Source organism: Streptomyces sp. NPDC006430 (assembly GCF_040612395.1).
Classification (GTDB): domain Bacteria; phylum Actinomycetota; class Actinomycetes; order Streptomycetales; family Streptomycetaceae; genus Streptomyces.
Genome location: NZ_JBEXQA010000037.1, coordinates 44,792 through 58,145, shown reverse-complemented (window position 1 = coordinate 58,145; position 13,354 = coordinate 44,792). Strand labels below are relative to the sequence as shown.

General features: G+C 71.6%; 9 protein-coding genes. 7 read left to right on the top strand and 2 right to left on the bottom strand.

The annotated features are described in order from the left end of the window. Positions 1 to 91: 91 nt before the first annotated feature. The gene (locus ABZZ20_RS32330; RefSeq protein ID WP_356875783.1) at positions 92 to 763 is read right to left on the bottom strand and encodes a bifunctional DNA primase/polymerase; all 672 of its coding nucleotides are present in this window, start codon (positions 761 to 763) and stop codon (positions 92 to 94) included. Positions 764 to 1,244: 481 nt separating this feature from the next. Here ABZZ20_RS32330 and ABZZ20_RS32325 point away from each other — a divergent pair, with 481 nt between their 5' ends. The 6 genes from ABZZ20_RS32325 to ftsH all read left to right on the top strand — a co-directional run bounded on the left by ABZZ20_RS32325 (position 1,245) and on the right by ftsH (position 10,993). Then, a complete protein-coding gene (locus ABZZ20_RS32325) occupies positions 1,245 to 2,678 on the top strand; it encodes a hypothetical protein (protein ID WP_356875791.1) in 1,434 nt (477 codons plus the stop codon). Between the two features lie 315 nt (positions 2,679 to 2,993). Beyond that, a complete protein-coding gene (locus ABZZ20_RS32320) occupies positions 2,994 to 4,340 on the top strand; it encodes an ammonium transporter (RefSeq protein ID WP_356875781.1) in 1,347 nt (448 codons plus the stop codon). Next, on the top strand, positions 4,337 to 4,675 hold the full coding sequence (locus ABZZ20_RS32315; protein ID WP_356875779.1) for a P-II family nitrogen regulator: 339 nt from the start codon (positions 4,337 to 4,339) through the stop codon (positions 4,673 to 4,675). The genes ABZZ20_RS32320 and ABZZ20_RS32315 overlap by 4 nt, the downstream gene beginning before the upstream one ends. 17 nt (positions 4,676 to 4,692) lie before the next feature. Then, positions 4,693 to 7,134: a [protein-PII] uridylyltransferase gene (locus tag ABZZ20_RS32310; protein ID WP_356875777.1), complete on the top strand. Its 2,442-nt coding sequence runs from the start codon at positions 4,693 to 4,695 to the stop codon at positions 7,132 to 7,134. Positions 7,135 to 7,361: 227 nt separating this feature from the next. Continuing rightward, positions 7,362 to 8,930, top strand: coding sequence for a signal recognition particle protein (ffh, locus tag ABZZ20_RS32305; protein ID WP_356875775.1), 1,569 nt, complete (start codon positions 7,362 to 7,364; stop codon positions 8,928 to 8,930). Between the two features lie 140 nt (positions 8,931 to 9,070). Further along, a complete protein-coding gene (ftsH, locus tag ABZZ20_RS32300; protein WP_356875773.1) occupies positions 9,071 to 10,993 on the top strand; it encodes an ATP-dependent zinc metalloprotease FtsH in 1,923 nt (640 codons plus the stop codon). A 43-nt stretch (positions 10,994 to 11,036) separates the two neighbouring features. Here the strand turns inward: ftsH and ABZZ20_RS32295 are convergent, their stop codons facing one another. Then, complete coding sequence (locus ABZZ20_RS32295; protein ID WP_356875771.1) at positions 11,037 to 11,714, bottom strand: methyltransferase type 11; 678 nt, start codon at positions 11,712 to 11,714, stop codon at positions 11,037 to 11,039. A 131-nt stretch (positions 11,715 to 11,845) separates the two neighbouring features. On the opposite strand from ABZZ20_RS32295, the gene proS reads away from it, so the two are divergent. Then, positions 11,846 to 13,258: a proline--tRNA ligase gene (proS, locus tag ABZZ20_RS32290; RefSeq protein WP_356875769.1), complete on the top strand. Its 1,413-nt coding sequence runs from the start codon at positions 11,846 to 11,848 to the stop codon at positions 13,256 to 13,258. Positions 13,259 to 13,354: the final 96 nt, after the last annotated feature.

Sequence of the window (13,354 nt, the reverse complement as noted above, 5' to 3'; positions counted from 1 at the left end):
TGCAGAGTTGGTCACGAGTCTCGTCCGGGATGCGCATACCACAACAACGAGCCCCGGAACGGGAAGCAACACCTTGATTTCCTGCAAGCCCTTAGCGCCGCAGGCGGTGGCAGATGTACGCGAGGGTGCCCAGCAGCAGCCGGGCCTGCGGCGGGCCGCCCGCGGAGTCGAGGGCGGGTGGGCGCAGCCAGCAGGCGGGGCCGAGCCCGGCGTGGTCGGACGGGGGAGCGGTCAGGAAGGCGCCGGTCCCCAGGGCGTGCAGGTCCAGGTCGGCGTCGTCCCAGCCCATCCGGTACAGCAGCTGCGGCAGCTCGGCGGCCGCGCCCGGGGCCACGAAGAACTGGGCGCGGCCGTCGGGGGTCGCGATGACCGGACCGAGGGGCAGGCCCATCCGCTCCAGGCGGACCAGCGCGCGGCGACCGGCCTCCTGGGAGACCTCGATGACGTCGAAGGTGCGGCCGACGGGGAGCAGCACGGACGCACCCGGGTACTCGCCCCAGATCTCGGTGACCTCGTCGAGGGTGGCGCCCGCGGGGACGGTGGGTGCGAGGGGTAGGAGCGGATGCGCCCCCGGCGCGCTGCAATTCGTATGACCGCAGGAACAGTCACGGGCGGGGGCCGCGGCCCGTGCGCCGGGGACCACGTCCCAGCCCCACAGCCCGGTGTACTCCGCGACCGCCGTGCACTCCGATGTCCGACCGCGACGCCGCGAGCCGGAACGGAACTCCTTGGTGCTGCGGCTGCCGCCGATCGTGAAGCCCATGCCCATGCTCCCTCCAACGGGTCGGACGCGCCGGTGGTTACGACGTAGGCGAGACCGGATGCGGGGTCGGGAGCGAGCCGGGTTCCGGGAGGAGCCGCCCGGCGCACTCCTCGCCGCGCGCGCCCCTAGCGCACTCCCGTCCAACCGATCGTTTTCGCCTCGCTGTCAAGTGAATCGCGCCTGGCGGGTGGCGAGTTCGTTCGCAGGGGTGGCGAATGGTGGCGTTTCCGGAATCGACCTCGCGGCAGGGGTGATCGTAGGATTACTTTCAGTGCACGCACCCTTCGAGGCCGACCGTCCGTGGTTATGCCGGAGGCAAGCTGTGGAGGACCTGTGAAGGTCCGTGGCGACGCTCGCCCCACCGGCCAGGGTTTCGTGTGAAAGAGGCTGAGCGGATGGGGGCGTTCCAGTGAGCGGCAACGACGCAAGCGGAACGAGCGAGGAGTCGGAGGTCCCGGGCTCTACGGCCCGCAATGAACAACTGACCTCCTGGTTCGTCCGCAGCGGCTGGTCCAAGGGCGAACTCGCACGCCAGGTGAACCGGCGGGCCCGCCAGATGGGCGCCCACCACATCAGCACGGACACCTCCCGGGTGCGCCGCTGGCTCGACGGCGAGCAGCCCCGCGAGCCCGTCCCGCGGATCCTGTCGGAGCTGTTCTCCGAGCGCTTCGGCTCCGTCGTCGCCATCGAGCAGCTCGGGCTGCGCATCGCCCACCAGACCCCCTCCGTCTCCGGGGTCGATCTGCCCTGGGCCGGCCCGCAGACCGTCGAGCTGCTCGGGGAGTTCTCCCGCAGCGACCTGATGCTGGCCCGCCGAGGCTTCCTCGGGAGCTCCCTCTCCCTCTCCGCCGGCCCCGCCCTCATCGAGCCCATGCAGCGCTGGCTCGTCCCGGTCCCGGCCGCCGACCCCGGCCCCCGCGAAGCGGGGACGGCCGGCGCCCTCGGCGGGCACCGCCCGCCGCGCCTCTCCGAACCGGAACTCGGCCTCCTCGAAGCCACCACCGTGATGTTCCGCCAGTGGGACGCCCAGTGCGGAGGCGGACTGCGCCGCAAGGCCGTCGTGGGCCAGCTGCACGAGGTCACCGACCTGCTCCAGGAGAACCACCCGGCCCCGGTCATGAAGCGGCTCTTCAAGGTCGCCGCGGAACTCGCGGAACTCGCCGGTTGGATGAGCTACGACATCGGCCTGCACCCCACCGCGCAGAAGTACTTCGTCCTCGCACTGCACGCCGCCAAGGAGGGCGGCGACAAGCCGCTCGGCTCGTACATCCTGTCCAACATGAGTCGCCAGATGATCCACCTGGGCCGCCCCGAGGACGCCCTGGAGCTCATCCACCTCGCGCAGTACGGCAGCCGCGACTGCGCCGGCCCGCGCACCCAGGCCATGCTGTATGCGATGGAGGCCCGCGCTTACGCGAACATGGGCCAGCCCAGCCGCTGCAAGCGCGCCGTCCGGATGGCCGAGGACACCTTCAGCGACATCGACTTCGGCGGCGAGCCCGAACCCGACTGGATCCGCTTCTTCTCAGAGGCCGAACTCAACGGGGAGAACTCCCACTCGTACCGCGATCTGGCCTACGTCGCCGGCCGCAGCCCCATGTACGCCTCCCTCGCCGAACCCGTGATGCAGCGGGCCGTGGAGCTCTTCGAGAAGGACGACGAGCACCAGCGCTCCTACGCCCTCAACCTCATCGGCATGGCCACCGTCCACCTGCTCCAGCGCGAGCCCGAGCAGGCCACCGTCCTCATCGGCAAGGCCCTCGACGTGGCCGGAAAGGTGCGGTCCGAAAGGGTGAACACGCGGCTACGCAAGACCGTAGACACCGTCGCCCGTGAGTACGGCGACGTCCCCGACGTCGGCCGGCTGACCGACCACCTCGCCTCCCGGCTCCCCGAGGCCGCCGAGGCCGTCTGACGGCCACGCGCGGCCGTCCCCAAGGCCCCGGCCGCGGCAGTCACCCCGTGAAGCCCGATCAGGCTCCCCCAGCCAGGTCCCCCGGGTCACTGCCGCGGCCGGTTCTCGTACGTGTCCGTTCATGGACGTGTAACACGCCCGACCTCTTCGTCACCGCGGCGAAACATCGAGCGGCGCCGCCGGAAACCGGCCTGCGCGAATCTCAAGGCCAATAACCGGCCAGCCCCCAGGCCCCACCCCCCGGCCTTACGCCTTGCGCCGCTCAGGTTTTCACGATCGCCCGCACGCGAACGTACCGACGACGAGGAGACGCCGATGGCATCAGCCATCACGACCCTCGCTGCAGACGCCCCGACGCTGTCTGCCGCGAACACCGGGTTCATGCTCATCTGCTCCGCCCTGGTCATGCTGATGACCCCGGGACTCGCCTTCTTCTACGGAGGCATGGTCCGCGTCAAGAGCAGCCTCAACATGCTGATGATGAGCTTCATCAGCCTCGGGATCGTCACGATCCTCTGGGTCCTCTTCGGCTTCAGCCTCGCCTTCGGCACGGACTCCGCCAGCATCATCGGCTGGTCCTCCGACTACGTCGGCCTCAGCGGCATCGGCATCACCGAGCTGTGGGACGGCTACACCATCCCGGTCTACGTCTTCGCCGTCTTCCAGCTGATGTTCGCCGTCATCACCCCCGCCCTGATCAGCGGTGCACTGGCCGACCGGGTGAAGTTCAGCGCCTGGGCCCTGTTCACCGCCCTGTGGGTCACCGTCGTCTACTTCCCCGTCGCCCACTGGGTCTGGGGCGCCGGCGGCTGGCTCTTCGAGCTCGGCGTCATCGACTTCGCGGGCGGCACCGCCGTCCACATCAACGCCGGTGCCGCGGCCCTCGGCGTGATCCTGGTGATCGGCAAGCGCGTCGGCTTCAAGAAGGACCCGATGCGCCCGCACAGCCTCCCGCTCGTGATGCTGGGCGCCGGTCTGCTGTGGTTCGGCTGGTTCGGCTTCAACGCAGGCTCCTGGCTCGGCAACGACGACGGCGTCGGCGCGGTCATGTTCGTCAACACCCAGGTCGCCACCGCCGCCGCGATGCTCGCCTGGCTCGCCTACGAGAAGCTGCGCCACGGCTCCTTCACCACCCTGGGCGCCGCCTCCGGCGCGGTCGCGGGCCTCGTCGCCATCACCCCCTCCGGCGGGTCCTGCTCCCCGCTCGGCGCCATCGGCATCGGCGCCATCGCCGGTGTGCTGTGCGCCATGGCCGTCGGCCTCAAGTACAAGTTCGGCTACGACGACTCCCTCGACGTGGTCGGCGTCCACCTCGTCGGCGGTATCGCCGGATCCCTCCTCGTCGGCTTCTTCGCCACCGGCGGGGTCCAGTCCGACGCGGCCGGCCTCTTCTACGGCGGCGGCCTGGAGCAGCTCGGCAAGCAGGCCATCGGAGTCTTCTCCGTACTCGCCTACTCTCTCGTCGCGTCCGCGATCCTCGCCTTCCTCCTCGACAAGACGATGGGGATGCGGGTCACCGAGGACGACGAGGTCTCCGGCATCGACCAGGTCGAGCACGCCGAGACCGCCTACGACTTCAGCGGAGCCGGCGGCGGCGCCTCCTCCAGGAGCACCGCCACACCCGCCCCCGTTGCCGCCGCGAGCAAGAAGGTTGACGCATGAAGCTGATCACCGCGATCGTCAAGCCGCACCGGCTGGACGAGATCAAGGACGCCCTCCAGCGGTTCGGAGTCCAGGGCCTCACGGTCTCGGAGGCCAGCGGGTACGGCCGCCAGCGCGGCCACACCGAGGTCTACCGCGGTGCCGAGTACACCGTGGACCTCGTACCGAAGATCCGCATCGAGGTGGTCGTCGAGGACGACGACGCCGAATCGGTGATGGAGGTCCTCGTGAAGAGCGCCCGCACCGGCAAGATCGGTGACGGCAAGGTGTGGAGCGTCCCCGTGGACTCGATCATCCGGGTCCGCACCGGCGAGCGCGGCGCTGAAGCGCTCTAGGTGACGGGAGCTCCTGGGTGACGAGCGTCGAAAAGACCACGACGGGCGGTTCCGAAGAGCCGTCCGACTCGGGACCCAGCGGGTACGCCGCGGCCCGGCTGCGACTCCTCCAGGAGGAGTCGCGGTCCGGGCCGTCGCGGCGTTCCGCGCTGGCCGCACTGACCGACGACTGGCTGAACGCCCTGTTCGCCACGGCCGTACGCGAGACCGGAGTCCGGGGCGCCGCCCTCGTCGCCGTCGGCGGCTACGGGCGCGCCGAACTCTCCCCGCGCAGCGACCTCGACCTGCTGCTGCTCCATGACGGCAAGGCGGAGCCGCGGGCGCTGAGCGCGCTGGCCGACCGCATCTGGTACCCGGTGTGGGACCTGGGCGTGGCCCTGGACCACTCGGTGCGGACGCCGGCCGAAGCCCGCAAGACCGCTTCCGAGGACCTCAAGGTGCACCTCGGGCTGCTGGACGCCCGCCCGGTCTCGGGCGACGCGGGCCTGCTCGCGGGCCTGCGCACCTCCGTCCTGGCCGACTGGCGCAACCAGGCCACCAAACGGCTTCCGCAGCTGCACTCCCTGTGCCGGGAACGGGCCGAGCTGGCCGGGGAGCTCCGATTCCTGCTGGAACCCGATCTCAAGGAGGCCCGCGGCGGGCTCCGCGACATCACCGCACTGCGCGCCGTCGCCGCGTCCTGGCTCGCCGACGCCCCGCGCGAGGGGCTGGCCGAGGCCCGGCGCCGGCTGCTGGACGCGCGGGACGCCCTGCACCTGGTGACGGGCCGCGCGACCGACCGGCTCGCCCTCCAGGAACAGGACCAGGTCGCGGCCCAGCTGGGCCTGCTCGACGCGGACGCGTTGCTGCGCGAGGTGTACGAGGCCGCGCGGGTCGTCGCGTACGCCGGTGACGTGACCTGGCGGGAAGTCGGGCGCGTACTACGGGCCAGGGCGGCCCGGCCGAGGCTGCGCGGGCTGCTGGGGACGCGGGGGGTCGCAGCAGCCGAGCGGGCGCCGCTCGCCGAAGGGGTCGTGGAGTCCGACGGCGAGGCCGTCCTGGCCCTCGCGGCCCGGCCGGACCGGGACCCGGTGCTGCCGCTGCGGTTCGGTGCGGCGGCGGCGCAGGCGGGACTGCCGGTGTCGCTGCACGCCGTACGCCGGTTGGCGGCGCAGGCGAAACCGCTACCCGTCCCGTGGCCCGCCCAGGCGCGGGAACAACTGCTGACCTTGCTGGGGGCGGGGGAACCGACCGTGGCGGTGTGGGAGGCCCTGGAAGCGGAGGGCCTGATCACTCGGCTGCTGCCCGACTGGGAACGGGTACGGTGCCGGCCGCAGCGCAACCCCGTCCACACCTGGACCGTGGACCGGCACCTGGTGGAGACGGCGGTCCGCGCCTCGGCCCTGACCCGCCGGGTGAGCCGCCCGGACCTGCTGCTGATGGCCGCCCTGCTGCACGACATCGGCAAGGGTTGGCCGGGAGACCACTCGGTGGCGGGGGAGACGATCGCGCACGACGTGGCCGTACGGGTGGGCTTCGACGCGGAGGACGCCGCCGTGCTGGGGGTGCTCGTACGGCACCACCTGCTGCTGATCGACACCGCAACGCGGCGCGACCTGGACGACCCCGCGACGGTCCGGTCCGTCGCGGAGGCGGTCGGGTCGCTGGGCACCCTGGAGATACTGCACGCGCTGACCGAGGCCGACGCGCTGGCCACCGGGCCGGCGGCGTGGAGCACCTGGCGGGGCTCGCTGGTGGCGGACCTGGTGGCGCGGGTGGCGTCGGTCCTGCGGGGCGCGGCGCCGGTCGTCCCGGACCTGGCCATCCCGACCACGGAACAGGAACGCCTGGCCGTGGAGGCGCTGCGCACCCGTGAACCGGTGCTGTCGCTGCACGCGCGGCAGGAGGAGGACGACGCGGTCGGGGTCGAACTCGTCGTGGCGGTCCCGGACCAGCCGGGGGTCCTCCCGGCCGTGGCGGGGGTGCTGGCACTCCACCGCCTCACGGTGCGCGCGGCGGACCTGCGCTCGCTGGAGCTCCCCGACGAGCTGGGCGAGGTCCTGGTCCTGCGCTGGTGGGTGGCCGCCCAGTTCGGTTCCCCACCGGAGGCGGCCCGGCTCCGTACGGACCTGATCCGGGCGCTGGACGGCTCGTTGGACGTCCCGGCGAAGCTGGCCGACCGCGAGGCGGCGTACCCGCGGCGGCGCGGGGTCGTGCCGCCGCCACCGCGCGTCACGGTGGTCCCGGAGGTCTCCTCCCTGGCCACGGTCCTGGAGGTCCGCGCCCCGGACGCGGTGGGTCTGCTGCACCGGATCGGGCGGGCGCTGGAATCCTCCGGGGCCCGGGTCCGCAGCGCGCACGTCTCCACCCTCGGAGCCAACGCGGTGGACTCGCTGTACCTCGTGGACACCGACGGCAAGCCCCTCCCGCCCCCGGCGGCCGCAGCCCTGGCCGCGGCCGTGGAGGCAGCCCTCCGCTAGCGGATCGAGCCCCCCGTCTCCCTACTCCCCGAGGTCGTCCCGCACGAGATCCGTCCGGGGAGGGGCGGAGACGGGGCTGCGCCCGTACCGGGTCCCGCAGCCCCGCGGCCGGCGGCCGAAGCAGGAGGCACCGGCGGCCGAAGCAGGAGGCAGGGGTCAGCAAGCGGAAAGGGCCGATACCCTGGGGGACGACCACCACGCCCCCGACCCGAGGAATCGCGACCACCGTGTTCGATACGCTTTCCGACCGCCTCAGCGCGACCTTCAAGTCCCTCCGGGGCAAAGGCCGCCTCTCCGAGCAGGACATCGACGCTGCGGCGCGGGAAATCCGTATCGCCCTCCTCGAGGCCGACGTCGCGCTCCCGGTCGTCCGCTCCTTCATCGCGAACGTCAAGGAGCGCGCCCGCGGCGAAGAGGTCTCCAAGGCCCTGAACCCCGGCCAGCAGGTCCTCAAGATCGTCAACGACGAGCTCGTCTCGATCCTCGGTGGCGAGACCCGTCGGCTGCGCTTCGCCAAGACCGCACCCACCGTGATCATGCTCGCCGGTCTCCAGGGTGCCGGTAAGACCACCCTCGCCGGCAAGCTCGGCCTCTGGCTCAAGGGCCAGGGCCACTCCCCGCTGCTGGTCGCCTGCGACCTCCAGCGGCCCAACGCCGTCAACCAGCTCAGCGTCGTCGCGGAGCGCGCCGGCGTCGCGGTCTACGCGCCGCAGCCCGGCAACGGCGTCGGCGACCCGGTCCAGGTCGCCAAGGACTCCGTCGAGTACGCGCGCACCAAGCAGTACGACATCGTCATCGTCGACACCGCCGGCCGCCTCGGCATCGACCAGGAGCTGATGCAGCAGGCCGCGGACATCCGCGACGCCGTCAGCCCGGACGAGATCCTCTTCGTCGTCGACGCCATGATCGGCCAGGACGCGGTCAACACCGCCGAGGCCTTCCGCGACGGCGTCGGCTTCGACGGCGTCGTGCTCTCCAAGCTCGACGGCGACGCCCGCGGTGGTGCCGCGCTCTCCATCGCGCACGTCACCGGCAAGCAGATCATGTTCGCCTCGAACGGCGAGAAGCTCGACGAGTTCGACGCGTTCCACCCCGACCGCATGGCGGGCCGGATCCTCGACATGGGTGACATGCTCACCCTCATCGAGCAGGCCGAGAAGACCTTCAGCCAGGCCGAAGCCGAGAAGATGGCGGCCAAGCTGGCGAAGGGGCCCAAGGAGTTCACGCTCGACGACTTCCTGGCCCAGATGGAGCAGGTCCGCAAGATGGGCTCCATCTCGAAGCTGCTCGGCATGCTCCCGGGCATGGGGCAGATCAAGGACCAGATCAACAACATCGACGAACGCGACGTCGACCGCACCGCCGCGATCATCAAGTCGATGACCCCGGCCGAGCGCCAGGACCCGCACCTCATCAACGGCTCGCGCCGCGCCCGTATCGCCAAGGGCTCCGGCGTCGAGGTCAGTGCCGTCAAGAACCTCGTGGAGCGCTTCTTCGAGGCCCGCAAGATGATGTCCCGCATGGCCCAGGGCGGCGGGATGCCCGGCATGCCCGGCATCCCGGGCATGGGCGGCGGCCCCGGCCGGCAGAAGAAGCAGGTCAAGCAGGCCAAGGGCAAGCGCAAGAGCGGCAACCCGATGAAGCGCAAGGAAGAGGAGGCCGCTGCGGCTGCCCGTCGCGAGCAGGGCGCGCAGGCGGCTCCGCCCGCCACCGGCAGCCCGTTCGGCCTTCCGGCCGGGGGCCAGTCCGGCGAGGACTTCGACCTTCCGGACGAGTTCAAGAAGTTCATGAAGTAACCGCAGGCGCCTGCGGCAGGGCCCCGGCCGGGGGACAGCATCGGGGGATTCGGCCGGGGCCCTGCCGCGTACGGCGTGCGGGCGCGCGAGGGCGGTATGTCCCTTATGGTCGGCCAGGAGGACGGCTGTAAGGAGGCCACGTGCCCAACCCCACCCCCGTACCGCCTCGCGGCCGCGCCGACACGCCCTGGCGCTCGGAGGGCGCGCCGCCGGCTCCGCCGCCCCGGAAGAAGATGCCCGGAGGCTGGCGCGGACTGATCCTCGCCGCGCTGATCGTCTTCCTGATCACCAACGTGGTCCTGTCCTTCTTCAACGAGGGCGACGAGCCGACGATCTCGTACACGGAGTTCAGCAAGCAGGTCGCGGACGGCAACGTCTCGAAGATCTACTCCAAGGGCGACGCCATCCAGGGCCAGCTGAAGAACAAGCAGCCGCTGCCCGACGGGGACAAGGGCGACTACACGAAGTTCGTCACCCAGCGCCCGGCCTTCGCCGACGACCAGCTGTGGGCCAACCTCACCCAGCACGGCGTCACCGTCACGGCCTCCCCGGTCGTCGTCCAGCGCAGCTTCCTGGCCAACCTGTTGATCTCGCTGGCCCCGATGCTGCTGCTGGTCCTGCTGTGGGTGTTCATCGCCCGCCGGATGGGCGCGGCCGGAGGCGGAGTCCCCGGTCTGGGCCGCAAGGGACCGCCCAAGCCCGTTGAGCTGGAAGGCGCCAAGCGCACCACCTTCGCGGACGTGGCCGGCATCGACGAGGTCAAGGGCGAGCTCAACGACGTCGTGGACTTCCTGAAGAACCCGCAGCAGTACCGCAGGCTCGGCGCCCGGATGCCCGGCGGGGTCCTCCTGGCCGGGCCGCCCGGCACGGGCAAGACCCTGCTGGCGCGGGCGGTGGCGGGCGAGGCCGGGGTGCCGTTCTTCTCCGCCTCCGCCTCCGAGTTCATCGAGATGATCGTCGGCGTGGGCGCCTCGCGGGTCCGAGACCTCTTCTCCGAGGCGCGGAAGGTGGCTCCGTCGATCGTCTTCATCGACGAGATCGACACCATCGGCCGAGCCCGGGGCGGCGGCGCCACCATGGGCGGCCACGACGAACGCGAGCAGACCCTCAACCAGATCCTGACCGAGATGGACGGCTTCTCCGGCTCGGAAGGCGTGGTCGTCCTGGCGGCGACGAACCGGCCCGACGTCCTGGACCCGGCGCTCACCCGGCCCGGCCGCTTCGACCGCACGGTGTCGGTCTCCCCGCCGGACCGGGCGGGCCGCGAGGCGATCCTGCGGATCCACACCCGGGACGTCCCGCTCGCCCCCGACGTCGACCTGGACCAGGTGGCCCGCACCACCCCGGGCATGACGGGCGCGGACCTCGCCAACCTGGCGAACGAAGCCGCCCTCCTCGCCGTGAAGCGGAAGCAGGACCAGGTCACCCAGGCCGACTTCATGGACGCCCTGGAGAAGGTCCAGCTGGGCGCGGCACGGGCGCTGGTCATTCCGGAGGAGGAACGTCGCCGCACGGCCTACCACGAGAGCGGCCACGCCCTGCTGGGCATGCTCCACCCGGGCGCCGACCCGGTCCGCAAGATCACGATCGTGCCGCGCGGCCGGGCACTCGGCGTCACCCTTTCGACCCCGGACGCGGACCGCTACGCCTACACGGAGCACTACCTCCGCGGCCGCATCATCGGTGCGCTGGGCGGCATGGCGGCCGAGCACATCGTTTACGACGTCATCACCACGGGCGCGGAGAACGACCTCGAACAGGTCACCAACCTCGCGCGCAGCATGGTCGGCCGCTGGGGCATGAGCGAACGCGTGGGCCGTCTCACCGCGATCCCGGCGGACGCGCAGAGCCCGTACGGACTCGTGGCGGCCCCCGCCACGCTGGACGCGGTGGACCACGAGATGCGCCGGATCGTCGACGAGTGCTACATGGAGGCCTGCCGGCTGCTGCGCGAGCACCGTCCGAAACTCGACGCCCTGACCGAGGCCCTGCTGGCCAACGAAACGCTGGACGAGCCGGCCGCCTACGAGGCCGCCGGCATCCCCCGGACGTCGAAGAGGTGAGCGGTGTCCGCCGGGGCGGCCGAAGGGCCGCCCCGCCGGCGGACTACGGCACGCGGGCGATCACGTAGCGGAACACGTTCGGCAACCAGACGGAGCCGTCCGGCCGCTCGTACGGGTGAAGCGCCTCGGTCATCTCCTTCTCCCACTGCGCCGGGTCGCAGGAGGACTCGTACAGCCCCGTGGACAGCAGCCCCCGCACCGCGCTGTCCACGTCCGCGTACCCGAAGGGGCAGAACACCCGCCCCGATCCGTCGGGCGAGAGCCGGGCCCGAGCTACCGCCGCGTCCAGATCCTGCGGCGCGGGCCCGCCCCCGAGGACGGTGGGCACCGTGCACCGCTCCATCGGCCCCCAGTCGGCCAGCACCACCGCCCCGCCCCGCCGGACCGCGGGCAGGGCCGGGGCCAGGGCGGCCGCGGACGGTGCGAACGCCAGCAGCACGTCGTACGGCCGCCCGCCGGACGGCGGCTCCGCGACCACCTCCAGCAGCCGCTCCCGAGCCAGCGCCCGGCGCGCCGGATCCGCCTCCACACCCGTGGTGACGGCTCCTCGCCCCGCGGCCAGCAGCAGGGCCAGCCCGGCCCCGCAGTCCAGGCCGAGCAGCCGGTCGCCCGGACCGACCTCCAGCCGGTCGAAGACCGCTTCGTACAGCGGTACCAGCATCCGTTCCTGGATCTCCGCCCAGTCCCGGGCGGCGAGCGTTGCCGTCGGCGTCGGTGTCATCGAAAGAGCGCTCCTGATTCCTTGTCGCCCCCGTGCCCCCGTTGCCAGAGAACTCCCGATTCGCCCCCGCGTCCAGAGGAGTGCGCCACCCGATTCACGCTTGACGCGCCGGGCGCCGTACCATTCGCGCCATGGCAAAGGCTCCCGTTCTCACCCCCCAGGCGGAGGATTTCCCCCGCTGGTACCAGGATCTGATCAACAAGGCCGAGCTGGCCGACAACGGCCCAGTGCGCGGCACCATGGTCATCCGGCCGTACGGCTACGGCCTGTGGGAGCGGATGCAGCAGGAGATGGACGCGCGCATCAAGGACGCGGGTGCCCAGAACGCGTACTTCCCGCTGTTCATCCCGCAGTCGTACCTGACGAAGGAAGCGGAGCACGTCGAGGGCTTCGCCCCGGAGCTCGCGGTCGTCACGCACGGCGGCGGCAAGGAGCTCGAAGAGCCGGTCGTGGTCCGGCCGACCTCCGAGACGATCATCAACGACTACTTCTCCAAGTGGGTCCAGAGCTACCGCGACCTGCCGCTGCTGATCAACCAGTGGGCCAACGTGGTCCGCTGGGAGATGCGCCCGCGCGTGTTCCTCCGTACGAGCGAGTTCCTGTGGCAGGAGGGCCACACGGCCCACGCCACGTACGAGGACGCCCGCGACTACGCCGCCCGGATCCACCGCGACGTCTACGGCGACTTCATGACGAACGTGCTCGGCATCGACGTCGTGCTCGGCCGCAAGACCGCCAAGGAGCGCTTCGCCGGCGCCATCAACACCCTCACCCTCGAAGGCATGATGGGCGACGGCAAGGCCCTGCAGCTGGGCACGAGCCACGAGCTCGGCACCAACTTCGCCAAGGCCTTCCACACCCAGTACCTGTCGAAGGAGGGCAAGCAGGAGCTCGTCTGGCAGACCTCCTGGGGCGTCTCGACCCGCATGGTCGGCGGTTTGATCATGTCCCACGGCGACGACAACGGCCTGCGCGTCCCGCCGCGTCTGGCGCACGTCCAGGTCGTCGTCATGGCGATCAAGGGCGACGAGGCCGTCACGAAGGTCCGCGAGCTCGGCGCCCAGCTGAAGGCCGCCGGCATCCGCGTGCAGGTCGACGACCGCGTCGACACCCCCTTCGGCCGGCGCGCCGTGGACTGGGAGCTCAAGGGCGTACCGGTCCGCGTGGAGATCGGCCCCCGCGACCTGGAGGCCGGCACCGCGATGCTGGCCCGCCGGATCCCGGGCGGCAAGGAGCCCGTGCAGATCGACGCACTCGCCGACCTGCTGCCCAAGGTGCTGGAGGAGGACCAGGCGCAGCTGCTGCGCGAGTCCCGCGAGCGCCGTGAGTCCCGTACCAGCGACGTCGCGACCATCGAGGAGGCCGCCGAGGTCGCCGTTGGCGGCGGCTGGGCGCGGATCCCGTGGGCCGACCTCGGCCCCGAGGGCGAGGCGAGGCTGGGCGAGCAGGCCGTGTCGGTCCGCTGCCTGATCTCCGAGGACGGGTCCGTCCCGGAGGCGGACGACGCTCCCGGAACGCTCGCCATCGTCGCTCGCTCGTACTGATCGACCGGATCGACCGGATCGACCGGATCGATCTGATCGGCCTGATCGACACCGCCTGAGCACTCATGCGCCCCGGCGCACGGCACGAGCCGTGCG